Annotated in this window: 13 protein-coding genes; 11 read left to right on the top strand and 2 right to left on the bottom strand. The window is 74.0% G+C overall.

Going from position 1 to position 20,176, the window contains the following annotated elements:
* Positions 1-84: 84 nt before the first annotated feature.
* Both ABT345_RS28895 and ABT345_RS28890 read left to right on the top strand, forming a co-directional pair.
* Positions 85-483 (top strand): OB-fold nucleic acid binding domain-containing protein, encoded by a 399-nt coding sequence (locus ABT345_RS28895; RefSeq protein ID WP_345086802.1) that lies wholly within the window; start codon positions 85-87, stop codon positions 481-483.
* Between the two features lie 57 nt (positions 484-540).
* Positions 541-1,317 carry a DUF3159 domain-containing protein gene (locus ABT345_RS28890; RefSeq protein WP_345087013.1) on the top strand — a complete coding sequence of 259 codons (777 nt, stop codon included), beginning with the start codon at positions 541-543 and terminating at the stop codon, positions 1,315-1,317.
* A 99-nt stretch (positions 1,318-1,416) separates the two neighbouring features.
* Here ABT345_RS28890 and ABT345_RS28885 read toward each other — a convergent pair whose 3' ends face one another.
* Both ABT345_RS28885 and ABT345_RS28880 read right to left on the bottom strand, forming a co-directional pair.
* Positions 1,417-2,088, bottom strand: a complete 672-nt coding sequence (locus ABT345_RS28885; RefSeq protein ID WP_345086800.1) for a potassium channel family protein — start codon at positions 2,086-2,088, stop codon at positions 1,417-1,419.
* The gene (locus ABT345_RS28880; protein ID WP_345087011.1) at positions 2,085-2,753 is read right to left on the bottom strand and encodes a potassium channel family protein; all 669 of its coding nucleotides are present in this window, start codon (positions 2,751-2,753) and stop codon (positions 2,085-2,087) included. The genes ABT345_RS28885 and ABT345_RS28880 overlap by 4 nt, the downstream gene beginning before the upstream one ends.
* Positions 2,754-3,289: 536 nt before the next feature.
* Here ABT345_RS28880 and ABT345_RS28875 point away from each other — a divergent pair.
* The 9 genes from ABT345_RS28875 to ABT345_RS28835 all read left to right on the top strand — a co-directional run bounded on the left by ABT345_RS28875 (position 3,290) and on the right by ABT345_RS28835 (position 19,798).
* A complete protein-coding gene (locus ABT345_RS28875) occupies positions 3,290-5,260 on the top strand; it encodes an NAD-binding protein (RefSeq protein WP_345087009.1) in 1,971 nt (656 codons plus the stop codon).
* A 137-nt stretch (positions 5,261-5,397) separates the two neighbouring features.
* The gene (locus ABT345_RS28870; RefSeq protein WP_345086798.1) at positions 5,398-6,513 is read left to right on the top strand and encodes a PucR family transcriptional regulator; all 1,116 of its coding nucleotides are present in this window, start codon (positions 5,398-5,400) and stop codon (positions 6,511-6,513) included.
* Between the two features lie 167 nt (positions 6,514-6,680).
* On the top strand, positions 6,681-7,280 hold the full coding sequence (locus ABT345_RS28865) for a hypothetical protein (RefSeq protein WP_345086796.1): 600 nt from the start codon (positions 6,681-6,683) through the stop codon (positions 7,278-7,280).
* A 113-nt stretch (positions 7,281-7,393) separates the two neighbouring features.
* Positions 7,394-9,538, top strand: coding sequence for a flotillin family protein (locus tag ABT345_RS28860; protein WP_345086792.1), 2,145 nt, complete (start codon positions 7,394-7,396; stop codon positions 9,536-9,538).
* Positions 9,539-9,651: 113 nt separating this feature from the next.
* Positions 9,652-14,577 (top strand): DNA repair ATPase, encoded by a 4,926-nt coding sequence (locus tag ABT345_RS28855; RefSeq protein ID WP_386461364.1) that lies wholly within the window; start codon positions 9,652-9,654, stop codon positions 14,575-14,577.
* A 128-nt stretch (positions 14,578-14,705) separates the two neighbouring features.
* Positions 14,706-16,757 (top strand): APC family permease, encoded by a 2,052-nt coding sequence (locus ABT345_RS28850; protein WP_345086790.1) that lies wholly within the window; start codon positions 14,706-14,708, stop codon positions 16,755-16,757.
* Between the two features lie 135 nt (positions 16,758-16,892).
* A complete protein-coding gene (locus tag ABT345_RS28845; RefSeq protein ID WP_345086788.1) occupies positions 16,893-18,221 on the top strand; it encodes a class I SAM-dependent RNA methyltransferase in 1,329 nt (442 codons plus the stop codon).
* Positions 18,222-18,780: 559 nt separating this feature from the next.
* Positions 18,781-19,116 carry an Ada metal-binding domain-containing protein gene (locus ABT345_RS28840; protein ID WP_345086785.1) on the top strand — a complete coding sequence of 112 codons (336 nt, stop codon included), beginning with the start codon at positions 18,781-18,783 and terminating at the stop codon, positions 19,114-19,116.
* Positions 19,117-19,156: 40 nt separating this feature from the next.
* Positions 19,157-19,798, top strand: a complete 642-nt coding sequence (locus ABT345_RS28835; RefSeq protein ID WP_345086783.1) for a DNA-3-methyladenine glycosylase I — start codon at positions 19,157-19,159, stop codon at positions 19,796-19,798.
* Positions 19,799-20,176 lie beyond the last annotated feature (378 nt).

The raw sequence follows: 20,176 nt of genomic DNA, 5'->3' as shown, positions 1-20,176 counted from the left end.
GGCGGTGCGGTCCGGGCGCACCGGCGGGGGAGCGGCCGTGTGCGCGCCGTGAGCGGTGTCGGTGGGCACCGGTACGCTGGGTTCATGAGTGCTGGGACCCGATCCGAGAAGCCGGCCGGCCGGTTCCGCCGGATGCTCGACAGACTGTCGTCCTCCGAGGAGGAGCTGCACTCCGCCGAGCTGCGGGAGGACACGCAGGCGACGGGCTGCACCCGGATATCCGACTGCGACGACCGGCAGATCGTGAAGGTCACCGGCACGTTGCGCCATGTGACGCTGCGGCCGCGCGCCGGGGTGCCCGCGCTGGAGGCGGAGCTGTTCGACGGCTCGGCCGCCCTCGACGTGGTGTGGCTGGGCCGCCGCTCCATCGTCGGCATAGAGCCGGGCCGCAAGCTCATCGCCTCGGGCCGTGTCTCGATGAGTCACGGGCGCCGGGTGCTCTTCAATCCGAAGTACGAACTCCGACCGCTCGGACAGGAGTAGCCGGTGACGTCGACCGACCGACCGACCACTGACGCATCCCCGAACGACCCGCCCGCGGTGCGCACCGCCGAGCCGTCCGACGGCCCGGCGCCCGGCGCGCAGGCGAGCCAGGACGGGGACAGCAGGGCCGTCACCGAGGCGGCGCTGTTCGAGGCGTTCGGCGGGGTGCGGGGCATGGTGGAGACCGTGCTGCCGGGCCTGCTGTTCGTCGCGATCTTCACGGTCAACAAGGACCTGAAGTCTTCGGCGCTCGCGGCGCTGGCGGTGTCGCTGGTGCTGGCCGTGGTGCGGCTGGCGCGCAAGGACACCCTCAAGCACGCGCTCAGCGGCGTCTTCGGCGTCGCGTTCGGCGTCGTCTTCGCGATGATGACCGGCAACGCCAAGGACTTCTACCTGCCGGGCATGGTCTACACCCTCGGCCTGGCGCTGGCGTACATGGTCACGACGGTGGCGGGGGTGCCGCTGATCGGGCTGATCCTGGGCCCGGTGTTCAAGGAGAACCTCTCCTGGCGCACCCGTAACCCCGGCCGCAAGGCCGCGTACGCCAAGGCCAGCTGGGCGTGGGGGCTGATCCTCTTCGCCAAGTGCGCGATCCTCTTCCCCCTGTACTGGTGGGCGGACACCACGCAGCTGGGCTGGGTGCTGATCGCGCTGAAGATCCCGCCGTTCCTGCTGGCGGTCTATCTGACCTGGGTCTTCCTGGCGAAGGCGCCGCCGCCCATCGATGTGTTCGCGGAGATGGAGGCGGCCGAGGAGGCCGAGAAGGCGGAGCGGGCCGAGCGCGCGGCCACCGGGCGGCGGGCGCCGTCGGACGGCGGCCGCCACCGCCGCTGAGACGAGGGGCGCGCCGCACGACCGGCCGCCCCGTCATGCCGAAGGGCCCGGGAACCACCACGGTTCCCGGGCCCTTCGGCGTCGGCGCGGACGCCTTCGTCAGGCGTTCTTGCGGCGGACCGACAGCAGGTCCTCCAGCTGCTCCTCACGCGACTGCGCCGCGACGAAGAGCAGCTCGTCACCGGCCTCCAGCGCGTCCTCCTTGTTGGGCGTCAGGACGCGGGTGCCGCGGATGATGGTGACCAGCGAGGTGTCCTCGGGCCACTCGACGTCCCCGACCCGGGTGCCGGCCAGCGCCGCCTCCGGGGGCAGCGTCAGCTCGACGAGGTTGGCGTCGCCGTGGCTGAAGCGCAGCAGCCGTACGAGGTCGCCGACGCTCACCGCCTCCTCGACCAGGGCGGACATCAGGCGCGGCGTGGAGACGGCGACGTCCACGCCCCATGCCTCGTTGAAGAGCCACTCGTTCTTCGGGTTGTTGACCCGGGCGACGACGCGCGGCACGCCGTACTCCGTCTTGGCGAGCAGCGACACGACGAGGTTGACCTTGTCGTCGCCGGTCGCCGCGATGACGACGTTGCAGCGCTGCAGCGCCGCCTCGTCGAGCGAGGTGATCTCGCAGGCGTCGGCCAGCAGCCATTCGGCGAGCGGCACCCGCTCGACGGAGATGGCGGTAGGCGCCTTGTCGATGAGCAGGATCTCGTGACCGTTCTCCAGCAGCTCACCCGCGATGGAACGGCCCACCGCGCCGGCTCCGGCAATCGCGACCCTCATGCGTGGGCCTCCTCGGGACCTTCGGCGAATGCCGCCTCGACGGTTTCGACGTCGTCGGTGCGCATCATGACGTGCACCAGATCGCCTTCCTGCAGCACGGTCTGGGAGGTCGGCAGCATCGCCTCGCCCAGCCGGGTGAGGAAGGCGACGCGGACGCCGGTCTCCTCCTGGAGCTTGCTGATCTTGTGGCCGACCCAGGACGGGGAGGTGTGCACCTCGGCGAGCTGCACCCCGCCGCTCGGATCGCGCCACAGCGGCTCGGCGCCCGACGGCAGCAGACGCCGCAGCATCTGGTCGGCGGTCCAGCGGACCGTGGCGACGGTGGGGATGCCCAGGCGCTGGTAGACCTCGGCGCGGCGCGGGTCGTAGATCCGGGCCGCGACGTTCTCGACGCCGAACATCTCGCGGGCCACCCGGGCGGCGATGATGTTGGAGTTGTCGCCGCTGGAGACCGCGGCGAACGCGCCCGCCTCCTCGATGCCCGCCTCGCGCAGCGTGTCCTGGTCGAAGCCGACGCCGGTCACCCGGCGGCCGCCGAACGACGAGCCGAGACGGCGGAACGCGGTCGGGTCCTGGTCGACGACGGCGATGGTGTGGCCCTGGCTCTCCAGGGTCTGGGCGAGCGCGGAACCGACCCGCCCGCATCCCATGATGACGATGTGCACGTCCATCTACCCCGCAGTCCTGGTCACTCCGCCGACCCGCACGAACACCCTGCTCACTCTTCTCTCTCCGCTTTCCGGGCAACAAGGGGCCGCACCGCGTACGGCGCCGCCCGGGGACGAGCTTAAGCGTCAACGCCGGTGCCGCCCGCATCCCCGGGGCCTCGCGGCGCCCCGGAAGAGTGGTGTGCGCGGTCGGTGAGGCGACGGCCACCGAGCGAAGCGGGATACAAGATTCCGGCAGCCCGGCGGCGATCGCGAACGGACGCCGGTGCGGCACCTTACGGCCCGCCGCCCGCCCCGTGCGGGCCGGGGTGCCCGCCGCGGACGCTCCGGCGCTCCGGCGGCCCGTGCGGCCCGGTGCTCCGCCCCGTGCGGCGCGCCCCGTGCCGTCCACGGCGCGCCGCACGGGGCCGATCCGGAGCCCGTGCGACCGGGTGCGCCGTTCGGCGATCATGAGGCACGCTACGCGGGTGCCCCAGCTGCCTCACCAGAGCCCGTCCGCACCGGCGTTCCCGCCACCCCCGGCGTCACCCGCCATGGTGGTCTGCGGCGACGACGCCCTCGCGCACCGCATCGCCGCCGAACTCCGCGACGTCTACCGCGAACGCGTCACCCTCGTCATGCCGTCCGCCCGGGAGCCGCACCGGCCCCGTATCCCGCCGTCGCTGCGCGGTCTCGGCCGCGCCTCCGCGCTCCTGGGCCGGGTCACCGCCGCGGTGGCCCGCACCTCCCTGCTGCCGTCCGACGCACCGGGCGCCGGCGACGGCGTGCCGCCCGAGGAGACCGTACGGATCCTGGAGTCGGCCGAGGCGGACGACGCGACGTTGATCGAGGCGGGCGTTCCGGGCGCGGAGGCGCTGGCGCTCGTCTATGACGACGACGAGACCAACATCCACGCCGCGCTGCGCGCCCGCCGCCTCAACCCCCGGCTGCGGCTGGTCATCCGGCTCTACAACCGCAAGCTCGGCCAGCACGTCGAGGCGCTGCTCGACCAGGCGGCGGCGGTCGCCGCGGAGACCGATCCGGCGGACGCGGAGTGGATCGACGCGTCGACCACCGTGCTCTCCGACGCCGACACCGTCGCGCCCGCCCTCGCGGCCACCGCCGTCGCCGGTACCAGCAAGGTCATCGAGGCGGACGGGCTGCTGCTGCGCGCCGTGGAGCGCGGCCCGGACGCGCCGGGCCGGGTCACCGGCGCCCAGTTGTGCACCCTCGCCCTGCTGTCCCCCTCCGCCGACGAGCCGGGCGACGGCCACCCCGAGAGCCATCACCGGGGCGCCTCCCGCGGTGACGACGGGCCGGTGATGCTGCCCGGTGAGGGGGCCGTCGCCGTGGCGCGGGAGGCGGGCGGCAGCCGCGTCGTCCTGGAGACCGTCACCTACGGGGGCCGCCAGGTGCGGCCCCGGGCGCTGCGGGGCCGCGGCGCCCCGCTCGGCTCGCTGTTCTCGGCGCGGCTGCGCTGGTCGATCGCGGGGATCGTCGGCGCGGTGCTGGCGCTGGCCGTCGCTGCCACGCTCACCACCGGCGAGCCGCCGTTGCGCGCCGCCTACCTCTCGCTCCTGGACCTGTTCGCCATCAACGACCCGGCCGTCGAAGAACCGCTCGCCCGCAAGATCCTCCAACTGCTGTCCGGACTCACCGGGTTGCTGCTGCTGCCGGTGCTGATCGCCGCGGTGCTGGAGGCGCTCGGCACGTTCCGCAGCGCCGCCGCGCTGCGCCGCCCGCCGCGCGGCCTCTCCGGCCATGTCGTGCTGCTGGGCCTGGGCAAGGTCGGCACCCGCGTCCTGGCCCGGCTGCACGAACTGGGCATCCCGGTGGTGTGCGTCGAGGCCGACCCGGAGGCGCGCGGCATCCCGCTCGCCCGCCGGCTGCGGGTGCCGGTCGTGCTGGGCGACGTCACCGACGAGGGCGTCCTGGAGGCCGCCAAGATCGAACGGGCCCGCACGCTGCTGGCCCTGACCAGCGTGGACTCCACCAATCTGGAGGCGGCGCTCTACGCCCGCTCGCTCACCCCGCGGCTGCGGGTGACGCTGCGGCTGTTCGACGACCGGTTCGCCACCGCGGTCTACCGCACGCTGCGCGCCGCGCATCCGCGGGCGCTGACCCGCAGCCGCAGCGTCACCTTCCTCGCGGCGCCCGCCTTCGCCGGTGCGCTCATGGGCCGTCAGATCCTCGGCGCCATCCCCGTCGAGCGCCGGGTCCTGCTGGTGGCCCGGGTCGAGGCGCGCGGCCATCCGGAGCTTTCCGGCCGCACCGTCGCCGAGGTGCTGCGCCCCGGCCGGCTGCGGGTGCTGGCGGTGGACACCTCCGCGCCCGACGACGCCGCGCCGGACGCCGCCCCGGCCGAACCGGACGGCACGGAGCGGGAGCCCGCCCGCCTCGTCCACGAACTCGGCGACACCTACCGACTGCGCCCGCAGGACCGGGTGCTCCTCGCCGCCACCCGCGAGGGGCTCGGCGATCTGCTGGGCCGGCGTCCGGCCGCTTCCGGGATCCGGCAGGATTGAGGGCACTCAGATGTCCGGGATCCGGCAAGGAAGGTGCGGGGAGTGCGCGACGTGACGGAGCGGTACGGGGGAGAGCGGCCGGCGGGCCGGTACGGACGGGGCGGCGGCGCCATCGGCGCGCGGCGCGGCGGCGCCCGGTGAGCCGCCGTACGCCCGCCGCGATACCCGACTCCTTCCTCGACGGCTACGCCGTGCTGCTCGGCGAGGTCTCGGCCACCGGCCGGGCGCTCGGCCGCCCCGAGCGGGAGGCCCTGCGCGAGCTGGGGGAGCGGGCCGCCGAGGCCGGGTACGGCCTGCGGGAGCTGGTCGGTCTCTATCTCGGTGAGACCCGCAGGCTCTGGAGCACCCTGCCCGGTGTCGCCCGCGCGGCCGGGGTCGCCGAACGCGCCCGTACCGGCGATGCGTTGCTCGGCGCCGTGGAGGCGGCCGTCTCCGCGCTCGGCGAGGGCCACGAGCGGGCGACGCGGCTGGCGGTGCGGGAGGAGGAGGCCGCCCGCCGGGAGTTCATCGACGATCTGCTCTACGGCCGCAGCGATCTGGGGCGGCTGGCCGAACGCGCGGAGCGGTTCGGTCTGCGGCTGGCCCGCGCGCACGCCGTCGCCGTCGCCGAGGGCAGCGGACCGTACGACGACGTCCACCCCGTCGCCGGGCGCGTGGAGCGCGAGCTGATCGGCCGCTTCGGCGACCGGGACGCGCTGATCACCACCAAGGGCGGGCGGCTGATCTGCATCGCGGCGAGCGCCGAACCGGCCCTGCTGGAAGCCTTCGCCGTCACCGCCCGCAGCGAGGTGGCCGGACGCGAGGGCGCCCGGCGGGTCGCGATCGGCCGCCCGCACTCCGGCGCCCAGGGCGTGGTGCGCTCCTACGAGGAGGCGCTCGGCACCCTGGAGCTGGGGGAGCAACTGGAGCTGTCCGCACCGGTGTTGCGCGCCGCCGACCTGCTGGTCTTCCCGGTGCTGCTGCGCGACCGGGCCGCCATGGCCGACCTCGTCCGCAGCGTCCTGGGCCCGCTGACCGAGGCGCGCGGCGGCGCCGAACCGCTGCTGGAGACGTTGTCGGCGTGCGCCGCGTCCGGGTACGTCAACGCCGAGGCGGCCCGCCGGCTGTCGGTGAGCGTGCGCACCCTCTCCTACCGCCTGGAGCGCATCAAGTTCCTCACCGGCTACGACCCCGCCGACGGGCTGCAGCGCTTCACCCTGGAGACCGCGGCACTGGGCGCCCGCGCGCTGGGCTGGCCCGGGGCCCCGCTGTGACGGTGTGCCGGGCCGCGTGGCGCGCCCGGCACGTCGCATGGCGTTAACAGGCCATCAAGAACGCATAAAGATTGCCGGAAACCGGCAATGTGCCCGGCGGCCTTCTGCTGCCACGATGCGGACATCGACAGCGGTACCGCCATCGGCAGCACAACGGGGGCACGATCATGGCCGATTTTCTGAGAGCCGCGCTGGCCTTTCCGGCGGCGCTCTTCAGTTTCGCCCTGATGGTGGTCGCCGTGTACTGGCTGCTGGTCCTGCTCGGCGGCGTCGGCGTGCACATCCTCGACGGGGGTGAGGGTGGCCACGCCGGCACCGACGACCCGACCGGCGCCGGACTGCCCGTGACGGTATCGCTGTCGCTCGGACTGATCCTGGCCTGGCTGGTGTGCCTGGCCGGTGCGGCGCTGACGCCCGAGGGGCCCGTGCGCGCCGCCACCCTGGCCGCCGCCCTCGTGGTGGCCTGGGCCGGGGTCCGCCTCGCCGGGCGCCTCGCCCGCCGTCTGCTGCCGCCCGAAAAGGTGGCCTCCCGCGACGACTTCATCGGCCGCGTCTGCACCGTACGCACCGGCCGGGTCGCCGCCGACTTCGGTCAGGCGGAGGTCCGCGCCGACGACGGCTCCACCGCCGTCGTCCAGGTCCGCACCGACGAGAGCGGCCTCGTGGCCGGCAGCACCGCCCTCATCTACGCCTACGACGCCGACGGCGAGTTCTTCCGGGTCGCGCCCTTCGACGGCGCGCTGGACCCGCACAAACCCGCCGTCTGAGCCGCGGCCGCACGGCCGTACCCGCTCCCCGCCCGCCCTTGGGTGCGCCGCCGCATGCCGCGCGCCGGGCCCCGTGCGTCGTCACCCTCCCGAATCGACACAGGGATTAATCGATGGATGCCCTCACCATAGGAATCGGCGTAGCAGTCGCCGTAGCCGTCCTCATCGTGCTGGTCGCGGTCTTCGCCGTGACCCGCCTCTACCGCAAGGTCCACCAGGGCCAGGCACTGATCGTCTCCAAGTACCGCAAGGTGGAGGTGACGTTCACCGGCGCGGTGGTGCTGCCGGTGCTGCACAAGGCCGAGGTGATGGACATCTCGGTGAAGACCATCGAGATCGGCCGCACCGGACACGAAGGCCTGATCTGCAAGGACAACATCCGCGCCGACATCCGGATCGCCTTCTTCGTCCGCGTCAACAAGACGAAGGAGGACGTCGTCAAGGTCGCCCAGGCCATCGGCACCGAGCGCGCCAGCCACGACAGCACCCTCCAGGCGCTGTTCGCCGCGAAGTTCTCCGAGGCGCTCAAGACCGTCGGCAAGCAGCTGGACTTCCAGGACCTGTACACGATGCGGGACGAGTTCCGGGACCGGATCATCGCGGTCATCGGCACCGACCTCAACGGCTACAGCCTGGAGGACGCGGCCATCGACTACCTGGAGCAGACGCCGCTGGCGCAGCTGGACTCCGCCAACATCCTCGACGCGCAGGGCATCCGCAAGATCACCGAACTCACCGCGATCGAGCACGTGCGCACCAACGAGTTCCAGCGCAACGAGGAGAAGGAGATCACCCGGCAGAACGTCGACGCCCGCGAGGCCGTCCTCGAACTCCAGCGGCGCCAGGCCGACGCGGAGATCAAGCAGCAGCGGGAGATCGAGATCGTCCGGGCGCGGGAGGAGGCCGAGACGGCGCGGGTGCAGGCCGAGGAGCGGCTGCGGGCGCAGTCCGCGCACCTCAAGACCGAGGAGGCGCTCGGCATCCAGAACGAGAACCGCGAGCGGGAGATCGTGGTGGCGGTCAAGAACCGCGAGCGGATCGTCGCCATCGAGAACGAGCGCATCGAGAAGGACCGCCTGTTGGAGGTCATCGCCCGGGAGCGGGAGACGCAGCTGACCCGCATCGCCGCCGACAAGGAGGTCGAGGCGGAGAAGCGGGAGATCGCCGACGTCATCCGCGAGCGCATCGCCGTCGAGAAGACCGTCGCCGCGCAGGAGGAGGAGATCAAGAAGCTGCGCACCGTCGAGGAGGCGGAGCGCGAGCGGCAGTCGCTGATCATCCGGGCCGAGGCCGAGGCGCAGGAGCGGCTGGTCAAGGACATCAAGGCGGCCGAGGCGGCGGAGGCCGCGGCCACCCACCGCGCCGCCGAGGAGATCACCCTCGCCGAGACCCGGCACAAGACCGCCGAGCTGGACGCCCAGGCCAAGATCCGGCTGGCCGAGGGCGTGCAGGCGGAGGCGGCGGCCGCCGGCCTCGCCGAGGTCCAGGTCCGCGAGCGGAACGCCGAGGTCATCGAGCGGTCCGGGCGGGCCGAGGCCGAGGCCGCCGCGGCGCTGCTGCGGGCCGAGGCGGACGGCGCCCGCGCCAAGGCGCTGGCCGAGGCCGAGGGCACCACCGCGCAGGCGCACGCCGACGCGGTCGCCATCGGCGAGAAGCTGAAGGCGGAGGCCGCAGGCCTCACCGAGAAGGCGGCGGCGATGGCCGCGCTGGACGCCGCCAGCCGCGAGCACGAGGAGTACCGGCTGCGGCTCGCCGCCGAGAAGGAGATCCGGATGGCCGACCTCGACGTCCGGCGGCAGGTCGCCGAGGCGCAGGCGACGGTGCTCGCCACCGGACTGGAGAACGCCCGGATCGACATCGTCGGCGGCGAGAGCGCCTTCTTCGACAAGGTCGTCGGCTCCATCGGCACCGCCAAGGGCCTCGATGCCCTCGTCGACCGTTCCGAGACGGTCCGCACCGTAGCGGCGCCCTGGCTCGACAAGGAGCACTCGACGTTCACCGGCGACCTCGGCGCGATGCTCGGCGGACTCGGCGCCTCCGGGCTGCGCGACCTCACCCTCGCCGCGGCGCTCGGCCGGCTGATCGCGGGCGGTGGCCCGCAGGCCGCGCCGCTCCAGGGCCTGCTGGACGCGGTCCGCGCCAACGGCCTGGACGGTCTGCGCCTCGGCGACCTCGGCGACCTCGGCGGCCTCGCCGCACCGGCCGCCGCCCCGGACGGCCCCGCCGCCGTCAACGGCTCCGCGGCACCGGTCGCGTAGCCCGTACGCAGCAGGGGGACGGGGCGCGCCGCCCCGTCCGCCCCGTACGACGTCAGCAGCCCGGTGGCCCGGCAGCGGCCGGGCCACCGGGAGAGAACCGGGAGAGCCAGAACGTGAACACCGACAGCGCGCAGCACACACCGGACGCGGCGACCGCGCCGGACGCCCCGGCCGGCCGTACGCCGGACGCCTCGCCCGGCGACGGCACGTACGAGGTGCTGCGCGACCGGCTGCTGGCCGCCGCGGGGGAGCTGTCCGAGCGGGCCCGCGCCCTCAACGACCGCCGCACCGAGGAGTTCGGCGGCGCGGGCCTGGAACTGCGGGCCACCGGGCGGCTGGAGAGCGCCGCGCCCTGCCTGCCCGGCGACGTCGTCGAGGTCGGCGGCCATCTGCTCTTCGGCCACCACCCGCCGGCCACCACCGCCGAGCCCGGACCCGACGACGTCTTCGCGCTGTACCGCCGCGACGGCGACACGCTCGCCCCGGCCGCCCCCGGCGCGCTCCCCGGCCTCCTGGAGGACCCGCGCTTCCGCCGCGACCTCTCCGAGCTGCACCGCTACTACCGTCAGGCCCGGCTGCAGGAACTGCGCCGCACCGACGCGCTGCTGCTCGCCGTCTTCCGCACCGGCGAACGCCCCGGCGACCTGCGCGTGCTGCGCTGGCGCCTGGCCGCCGACGGCACCCCCGCCTACCTCGACGACCAGGGCGAACGCGACCTCACCGACCCGCCCGCCCACGACGTCACCTGGACCGCCGCCACCCGCGAGGACCACGTCGCCGGACGCCACCCGCACATCGACGTCCAAGGCGCCGTCTACGTCTCCCTCTCCGGCGGCCATCTCACCCTCAAGGCCGAGAACGACACCACCACGCCGGACGGCATCCACAGCGAGCCCGTCGACGAACCGCTCCAGTCGCTCGCCGACGCCGAGGTCGAGCACGCCCGCACCGGCCCGCTGATCCTGCTGCGCATCCGCCCGTACAACGAGGAGACCGTCCGCTGCCTCGTGTACAACACCCGCACCCGCACCGCCCGGCGCATCGACGCCGTGGGCCGGGCCTGCCGCACCCTGCCCGACGGACAGGGCCTCGTCTTCCCCGGCGGCTACCACCTCGCCACCGGCGCCACCAAACTCTTCGGCACCGCCGCCGGCGGCCTGGAGTTCGCCCGCGCGGTGCGCTCCCCCAACGGCGAGGACATCCTCTACGTCTTCCGGCGCCCCGCCGACGGCCACACGCTGCTGCTGCCGTACAACGTCATCCGCGAGGAGGCCGCCGCCCCGCTCACCGGCCGCGGCCACGCCCTCTTCGACGACGGCACCCTCGCCGTGCTGCGGGAGACCGGCACCGAGGCGGCCCGCGTCCACCCGCTGCAGATCTGGCACACCCCCTTCACCTCCGACGCGCACGCCGCCGCCCGCCCGCAGGGCGACGGACCGCTCGCCCGCATCGGCAACGCCGAACTGGTCTCCGGCATCGCCGATCTGCTCGGCGTCGCCCGGATGGCCACCGCCACCGAGCCGTCCGCCGCCGTCTACGACGCCCTCGCGGCGGCCGCCACCCGCGCCGCCGACACCCACCACTGGCTCACCGACCCCGACCTCGGCGCGCCCGCCGAACCCCTCGCCGCCGTCGGCGCGGCCGCCGGCCAGGTCGTCGAGGAGTTCGCCCGGGTCACCGCGCTCCGCGACAGCGCCGCGGATCAGCTGGCGCGCGCCACCACCGAGACCACCGCACTGGTCCGCCGGGTCCGCGGGGAACAGCCCGACGAGGCCGCCGCCTGGGTCGGCCACCTCACCGCGCTGCGCCGCGCCCAGGGCCGCCTGGAGTCCCTGCGCGAGGTCCGCTACGTCGACCGCACCGCGCTGGACGCGCTCTCCGCCGGCCTCACCGACGACCTCGCCGCCACCGCCCGCCGCGCCGTCGCCTTCCTCGCCGCCGACGACGCCTTCGCCACCACCCACGCCGCCGTCGCCGCGCTCACCGACGAGGCGTCCGCGCTCGCCACCGTCGCCGACGCCGCCGCCCTCACCGCCCGGATCGACGAGGTCGCCGAGGGCCTGCGCACCGTCACCGACATCGTCGCCACCCTCGACCTCGACGACACCACCGTCCGCACCGCCGTCCTCGGCCGCATCGGCGACGCCCTCGGCGCCGTCAACCGCGCCCGCGCCACCCTCGACGCCCGCCGCCGCACCCTCGCCGAGGCCGAGGGCAAGGAGGAGTTCGCCGCCCGCCTCGCCCTCCTCGGCCAGTCCGTCGCCGGCGCCCTCGCCGACGCGGCCACGCCCGAGGAGTGCGACACCCAGCTCGCCGCGCTGCTCCTCCAGGTCGAGGACCTCGAAGCCCGCTTCGGCGGACCCGACGGCGGCGCCGACGACGTCCAGGACGCCCGCCTCGCCCGGATCGCCGAGCGGCGCGACGAGATCCACGAGGCGTTCGCCGCCCGCAAGCAGGCCCAGCTCGACGCCCGCGCCCGCCACACCGACCGGCTCGCCGACTCCGCCGCCCGCGTCCTTTCCACCGTCACCCGCCGCGCCCGCGCGCTGCCCGCCGCCGACGACATCCACGCCTACTTCGCCACCGACCCGCTGGTCGCGAAGGTCCGCGCCACCGCCGCCGAACTGCGCACCCTCGCCGACCCGGTCCGCGCCGGAGAGCTGGAGGGCCGCCTCGCCGCCGCCCGCCAGGAGGCCGTCCGCGCGCTCCGCGACCGCGCCGACCTCTACGACCCCGAGGGCACCCTGCGGCTGGGCCGCCACCGCTTCGCCGTCAACACCCAGCCGCTCGACCTCACACTCGTCCCGCACGGCGACGGCCTCGCCTTCGCCGTCACCGGCACCGACTACCGCGCCCCGGCCGACGACGCCCGCCTCGCCGCCGACGCCTTCCGGGAGTTCCGCGACCAGCCGCTCGCCTCCGAGTCCCCGGCCGTCTACCGCGCCGAACACCTCGCCGCCCTCCTCCTCGACCACGCCGAGCGCGGCCACGACGGCCTGACCCTGGACGCGCTGTACGCGGCGCGGGCCGACGGCACCCTGCCCGACCTGGTACGCGCCGCCGCCCAGGCGCGGTACGACGAGGGGTACGACCGCGGCGTCCACGACCTGGACGCCACCGCCGTCCTCGACGCCCTGCTGCGGCTGCGAGCCGACGCCGGACTGCTCCGCTTCACCCCGCACGTGCGCGCCGCCGCCCAGCTCTTCTGGCACCACGGCACCGACCCCGCGGCCCGCACCGCCTGGGCCACCCGCGCCCATTCGCTGGCCCGGGCCCGCGCCCGCTTCGGCCGCGCCACCGGCCCCACCGGCCCCGCCGACCTCGCCGCCGAGCTGACCGGCGCCGCCACCGCGTTCCTGACCGCGTCCGGCCTGAGCGTGCCCGGCCCGAGCGGTTCCGCCGACGCGGACGCGTCCGACGACGCGGCGCCCCTCGGCGCCTACCTCTTCGAGGAGCTGGCCGGCGGCAGCCCCCGCTTCGCCACCGGCGCCGCCGCCCGCGACCTGCTCACCGGCTTCCACCAGGCCCTCGGCGGCCCCGGCTCCACCGCCGTCAAGGAGTTCGCCGAGGACCTCACCGCCCTCGGCGACGACCTCGCCGCCCGCCACCAGCTCGTCACCGCCTGGCTCGGCGGCTACGCCGACGACCGCGGCGCCCCGCGCACCGACCTCCCCGAGGCCGCCGCCATCGAACTGTGCGGCCCCGACCTGCCCCGCCGCCCCGTCGACGCCCCGGTCACCTGCACCGTCGACGGCCTCCTCGGCAGCCACCCGGCGCTCACCGACGGCGCCCTCCCGCTCCGCCTCGACGAACTCCTCGACCGCACCCGCACCTTCCGCACCCACCGCGTCCCCGCGCACCGCGCCTACACCCGCCACCGCACCGCGCTCCTCGACGCCGAACGCCGCCGCCTGCGCCTGGACTCCTACCGCCCCCAGGTCATGCCCGCCTTCGTCCGCAACCGCCTGATCGACGAGGTCTACCTGCCGCTCATCGGCGACAACCTCGCCACCCAGCTCGGCACCGCGGGGGACGACCGCCGCACCGACAGCCAGGGCCTGCTGCTCCTGCTCTCCCCGCCCGGCTACGGCAAGACCACCCTGCTGGAGTACGTCGCCGCCCGCCTCGGACTCGTCCTCGTCAAGGTCGACGGCCCCGCCCTCGGGCAGCACACCACCTCCCTCGACCCGGCCGCCGCCCCCGACGCCGCCGCCCGCCGCGAGGTGGAGAAGATCTCCTTCGCCCTGGAGATGGGCAGCAACGTCCTGCTCCACCTCGACGACATCCAGCACACCTCGCCCGAACTCCTCCAGAAGTTCATCCCGCTCTGCGACGCCCAGCGCCGCATGGAGGGCGTCTGGAACGGCCGGGCCCGCAGCTACGACCTGCGCGGCAAGCGGTTCGCCGTCTGCATGGCCGGCAACCCGTACACCGAGTCCGGCCGCCGCTTCCGGCTGCCCGACATGCTCGCCAACCGCGCCGACGTACGGAATCTGGGTGACGTCCTCGCCGGGAAGGAGGAGCTGTTCGCCCTCTCCCACATCGAGAACGCGCTCACCGCCAACCCGCACCTCGCCCCGCTCGCCACCCGCGACCGCGCCGACACCGAACTGCTGATCCGCCTCGCCCGCCGCGACCCCACCGCCCACGCCGACCGCCTCGTCCACCCCTACGCCCCCGCCGAGCTGGAGCAGATCCTCGCCGTGCTGCGCACCCTGCTGCGCGTGACGGAGACCGTCCTCGCCGTCAACCGCGCCTACATCGACTCCGCCGCACAGGCCGACGCCACCCGCACCGAGCCGCCGTTCCTGCTCCAGGGCTCGTACCGCAACACCAACAAGATTGCCGCCCGGCTGGTGCCCGTGATGAACGACACGGAGACCGAGGCGCTGCTCGACGACCACTACCGCGCCGAGGCCCAGACGCTCACCGGCGGCGCGGAGGCCAACCTCCTCAAGCTCGCCGAGCTGCGCGGCCGCCTCACCCCTGAGCAGACCCGCCGTTGGGCCGAGATCAAGCGGACCTGGCGCACCGGCTGAGCCCCCGCGGACCCCGTGGGGGCGGTGTGCGCGTCCGGTGAAGGGCACGGAAAGGGCGCCGCGCCGCCGCTCCCACGTGGCGGGTGGCGGGTGGGCCGCGCCCAGGATGAAGGCTTAGCATCCTCTGCGTGTCCAAACTGACCGACGTGCCCAAACGCATCCTGATCGGGCGCGCACTGCGCAGCGACAAGCTCGGTGAGACCCTTCTCCCCAAGCGCATCGCCCTCCCCGTCTTCGCCTCCGACCCGCTCTCGTCCGTGGCCTACGCCCCGGGCGAGGTGCTGCTGGTGCTGTCCGTGGCAGGCGTGTCCGCCTACCACTTCAGCCCGTGGATCGCGCTCGCCGTCGTGGTGCTGATGTTCACCGTCGTCGCGTCGTACCGGCAGAACGTGCACGCCTACCCGAGCGGCGGCGGCGACTACGAGGTCGCCACCACCAACCTCGGCCCCAAGGCGGGCCTGACCGTCGCCAGCGCCCTGCTGGTCGACTACGTCCTGACCGTCGCCGTCTCCATCTCCTCCGGCGTCGAGAACCTCGGCTCGGCGATCCCCTTCGTCGTGGAGCACAAGACGCTCTGCGCGATCGGCATCATCGTCCTGCTGACCTTGATGAACCTGCGCGGCGTCAAGGAATCCGGCAAGCTCTTCGCCATCCCGACGTACGTCTTCGTCGCCGGCGTCTTCCTCATGATCCTCTGGGGTGCCTTCCGCGGCCTGATCCTCGGCCACGACATGAAGGCACCCACCGCCGACTACACCATCCACACCGAGAACGGCGGACTGGCCGGCTTCGCGCTGATCTTCCTGCTGCTGCGCGCCTTCTCCTCCGGCTGCGCCGCGCTCACCGGCGTCGAGGCGATCTCCAACGGCGTCCCGGCGTTCCGCAAGCCCAAGTCGAAGAACGCCGCCGCCACCCTCGCCCTCATGGGCGGCCTGGCCGTCACCATGTTCTGCGGCATCATCGCGCTGGCCATGACCACCGGCGTCAAGATGGCGGAGAAGCCCGCCACCGACCTGCTGAACCACGGCCACCCGGTCGGTTCCGGATACACCCAGAACCCGGTCATCTCGCAGGTCGCCGAGGCGGTCTTCGGCAAGGGATCGTTCCTCTTCGTGATCCTCGCGGCCGCCACCGCACTGGTCCTCTTCCTGGCCGCGAACACCGCCTACAACGGCTTCCCGCTGCTCGGCTCGATCCTCGCCCAGGACCGCTACCTCCCCCGCCAGCTGCACACCCGCGGTGACCGCCTCGCGTTCTCCAACGGCATCGTGCTGCTCGCCGGCGCCGCAGCCGTCCTCGTCTACATCTACGGCGCGGACTCCACCCGGCTGATCCAGCTGTACATCGTCGGCGTCTTCGTCTCCTTCACGCTCAGCCAGATCGGCATGGTCCGGCACTGGAACCGCCATCTGCGCACCGAGAAGTCCCCGCTGGCCCGCAACCGCATGCACCGCTCCCGGGCGATCAACGCCTTCGGTGCCAGCCTCACCGGTCTGGTCCTCGTCGTCGTGCTGCTGACGAAGTTCACCCACGGCGCGTGGGTGGCCCTCCTCGGCATGGTCATCTTCTTCGTCACGATGACCGCGATCCGCCGCCACTACGACCGGGTCTCCGAGGAGATCGCCGCCGAGGACACCCCGGACGACGACATCGTCCGCCCCTCCCGGGTGCACTCCCTCGTCCTCGTCTCCAAGGTCCACAAGCCGACCCTGCGGGCGCTGAACTACGCCAAGCTGATGCGCTCCGACACCCTGGAGGCGGTCAGCGTCGACGTCGACCAGGCCGATACGAAGGCGCTGCGCGCCGAGTGGGAACGCCGCGGCATCGAGGTCCCCCTCAAGGTCCTCGCCTCGCCCTACCGCGAGATCACCCGCCCCGTCGTCGACCACGTCAAGTCGCTGCGCCGCGAATCGCCGCGCGACGTCGTCTCCGTCTACATCCCGGAGTACGTCGTCGGCCACTGGTACGAGCACCTGCTCCACAACCAGTCCGCGCTGCGCCTCAAGGGCCGGCTGCTGTTCACCCCCGGCGTCATGGTCACCTCCGTCCCCTGGCAGCTGGACTCCTCCGAGGCGGCCAAGAAGCGGGCCCGCCGCCGCGCCGAGTGGAACGCGCCGGGCGCCGTCCGCCGCGGCCCGGTCAGCCCGCCGAAGAAGGACAAGGCCGCACCTCGCAAGTGACCGGGGCCGTGCCGGGCGCGTGCGATGCGCCCGGCACGGGCACGGCGCGGCGCCACGTAGACTCGAAGGCTGTCGTCCGCCGTACCCGGCCGCGGCCCCGCCGCGCCGGTCCCACCCTTTGGAGCTTCGCCCGCCATGCAGACAGAACCCGAGAAGTCGCTGGTCGGCGAGGAGTACGAGGTCGAGGTCGGCCCCGTCGCCCACGGCGGCCACTGCATCGCCCGCACCGACGAGGGCCAGGTCCTCTTCGTGCGCCACGCGCTGCCCGGCGAGCGCGTCACCGCCCGCGTCACGGAGGGCGCCGAGGGGGCCCGCTTCCTGCGCGCCGACGCCGTGCAGATCCACACCCCCTCCAAGGACCGCGTCGAGGCGCCCTGCCCGTTCTCCGGCCCCGGCAAGTGCGGCGGCTGCGACTGGCAGCACGCAGCCCCCGGCGCGCAGCGCCGCCTCAAGGGCGCCGTCATCACCGAACAGCTGGAGCGGCTGGCCGGCCTCACCCCCGAGGAGGCCCGCTGGGACGGCACCGTCGCCCCGGCCCCCGGTGACAAGGTCGCCAAGGGCGAGGTCCCGGCGTGGCGCACCCGCGTCCAGTACGCGATCGACGCCGACGGCCACGCCGGTCTGCGCAAGCACCGCTCCCACGAGGTCCAGCCCGTCGACCGCTGCCTGATCGCCGCCCCCGGCGTCACCGAGCTCGGCATCGAGAAGCGCGACTGGCCGCAGATCGCCACCGTCGAGGCCATCGCCGCCACCGGCTCGAACGACCGCCAGGTCGTCCTCACCCCGCGCCCCGGCGGCCGGCTGCCCATCGTCGAGCTGGACAAGCCGGTCTCGGTGCTGCGCGTCAACGAGAAGGACGGCGGCGTCCACCGCGTCCACGGCCGCCCCTTCGTCCGCGAGCGCGCCGCCGACCGCACCTGGCGCGTTGGCAACGGCGGCTTCTGGCAGGTCCACCCCATGGCCGCCGACGTCCTCGTCGAGGCCGTCATGCGGGGCCTGATGCCGAAGAAGGGCGACACCGCCCTCGACCTCTACTGCGGCGTCGGCCTCTTCGCCGGCGCGCTCGCCGAACGCGTCGGCGAGAAGGGCGCGGTCCTCGGCATCGAATCCGGCAAGCGCGCCGCCGAGGACGCCCGCCACAACCTCGCCGACCTCGACCGCGTCCGCATCGAGCACGGCAAGGTCGAGCAGATCCTGCCCCGCACCGGCATCACCTCCGCCGACCTCATCGTCCTCGACCCGCCCCGTGCCGGCGCCGGCCGCAAGACCGTCACCCACCTCGCCTCCCTCACCCCCCGCCGCATCGCCTACGTCGCCTGCGACCCCGCCGCCCTCGCCCGCGACCTGGCCTACTTCCGCGAGGCGGGCTACGTACCGCGCCGGCTGCAGGCGTTCGACCTGTTCCCGATGACGCACCATGTGGAGTGCGTGGCGATTTTGGAGAAGGCCGGGAAGGGGCTGTGAGCTGCGGGTTCGCGGTTCCGGTGAGTTTGCTCGACCTGTTTTCCCCGGCGGATGACGTGTAGCTCACCGCACAGCGCTCGAAAGGCCCTGGCCTGGGCTTCTCCAAGAGCTGCGGAGCCGGTGGGCACGGACCCGTGCCCACCGTGGTGGCGGAGCGCGACGCACTCGACGCTCTCCTGACGCTCATTGATGGCGGGTCACGTCTTCGCGGCCGCCCTCACCGGCCTTGGCCTGGTCCCGCAGGGGAGTTGTCAGGGGTCTCGTCCTTGAGCCGGTCCGGCGTGTGGCGTCCACTGCCGCCGTCCATCGGGAGGATCTCCTCGCCGGGGCCGACCTGTTGGCGCACGATGCCCTCGGGGTCGACGACGGTGCTCCGGCCGACCCCGGCCGGGGCGGCGGCGTTGACGTCGACGACGTCGACCTGGTTGGTCCAGGCGTCGGCGCGGGCGCAGACGAGTTCCAGTCCCCGGTCGCGGGTGGGGTGAGGGCGGACCGGAGGACGATCTCGGCGCCCGACCGGGCGAGCCGGCGGACCGTTTCGGGGAATGAGTCGTGCGCCATGTCCGAATACCGCCGGACCATCGGCTCGCGGGGGTGCACACTCGGCTTCGTCATGGACGGATTCACGGGGGACGCGGCCTACACGCTCATCGGGCGTGACGGCCGCCCCTACGTGAGCGCCACACCCGGCACCCTGGGCGGCCACCGGCCGGGAAAGCTGTACGGGCGGCTCGACTGCCCCTCCGCGTTGCGTGCCCTCGCCCGCGGGCACTACGCACGCCACCGGGTCTTCTTCGCCGACGAAGCCACCGCCGTCGCCGCGGGGTACCGGCCGTGCGCGGTGTGCCTGCCCCGGCAGTACGCGCGGTGGAAGGCCGGGGACGGCGCGTCGTGAGGGCGCCCGGTCGGGGTGCCCCAGGGAAGAGAGTGAGCGCGTGACCACCAGCACAACCGGCAGCGAGACGTCCACGGATCCGGCGGAGCGGGAAGCCGTCGTGGGGGAGGACGGGCTCGGACGGTGCCCGTGGGCCGTGACGCACCCCCTCAACAGGGAGTACCACGACACCGAATGGGGGCTTCCGGTCCGCGGTGAGCAGGCGCTGTTCGAGCGGATCACGCTTGAGGCATTCCAGTCCGGGCTGAGCTGGCTGACGATTCTCGCCAAGCGGCCGGCCTTCCGCACGGCGTTCGCCGGCTTCGCCCCGGAGGCCGTCGCGGCGTTCACCGACGAGGACGTCCAACGGCTCATGGGCGACGCCGGGATCGTCCGCAACCGCAGGAAGATCGAGGCGGCCCGCACCAACGCCCGGGCCGTCCTGGGGCTGCGCGAGCACGGTGGGCTCGACCGGCTGATCTGGTCCCACAAGCCCGGCAGCACCCCGGTGCCCCGCACGGTGTCCGAGGTGCCCACCCAGACCCCCGGGTCGAAGGCCCTCGCCGCCGAACTGCGCTCGTACGGCTTCCGGTTCGTCGGCCCGACCACGAGCTACGCACTCATGGAGGCCATCGGGATGGTCGACACCCACCTGGTCGGATGCCACCGGCGCGGCTCGTCCGGCGAGCACGGCACCCGCTGACCGAACGCGTCCGAGGCCCGTGCCCCGCCCGCCCGGCAGGGCCCGCGTGTTCCGCTCGGGGCACTGCGGGGCACTGTGAGGCGGGCGGCACGTGGCGGGGTGCGGGCGACGCACGGGCGGGGGGCCGCCGCCGCTGGTGCTCACCGTTGCCGAGGTCCCACAGGGGCATCGCCCGCACGGCATCAGGCATCAGGCATCACCGCGGAGGAAGCCCCGCAGCGGACGGCACCACCAAGTCCCCGCCCGCGCCGACCGGTAAGCGGGCGAGCAACGCGCACACAGCATGAAGATCACGATCCACCCATGGAGTTCGGGACCACTGGGCACGGACTTCCGCAGTTCCGCGCCCCGCTGTCGGACGCACATTCCGGCGTACTC

Source organism: Streptomyces sp. NPDC000404 (genome assembly GCF_040300365.1).
GTDB lineage: Bacteria > Actinomycetota > Actinomycetes > Streptomycetales > Streptomycetaceae > Streptomyces > Streptomyces ramulosus.
This window is presented reverse-complemented; position numbering and strand designations above follow the sequence as displayed.

Bases quoted from the DNA above. Each gene is read 5' to 3' on its own strand.
- ABT345_RS28875 (WP_345087009.1), top strand. From the start codon at position 3,290: ATGGTGGTCTGCGGCGACGACGCCCTCGCGCACCGCATCGCCGCCGAA.
- ABT345_RS28860 (WP_345086792.1), top strand. From the start codon at position 7,394: ATGGATGCCCTCACCATAGGAATCGGCGTAGCAGTCGCCGTAGCCGTC.
- ABT345_RS28840 (WP_345086785.1), top strand. From the start codon at position 18,781: ATGTCCGAATACCGCCGGACCATCGGCTCGCGGGGGTGCACACTCGGC.
- ABT345_RS28885 (WP_345086800.1), bottom strand. From the start codon at position 2,088: ATGAGGGTCGCGATTGCCGGAGCCGGCGCGGTGGGCCGTTCCATCGCG.
- ABT345_RS28865 (WP_345086796.1), top strand. From the start codon at position 6,681: ATGGCCGATTTTCTGAGAGCCGCGCTGGCCTTTCCGGCGGCGCTCTTC.
- ABT345_RS28895 (WP_345086802.1), top strand. From the start codon at position 85: ATGAGTGCTGGGACCCGATCCGAGAAGCCGGCCGGCCGGTTCCGCCGG.
- ABT345_RS28845 (WP_345086788.1), top strand. From the start codon at position 16,893: ATGCAGACAGAACCCGAGAAGTCGCTGGTCGGCGAGGAGTACGAGGTC.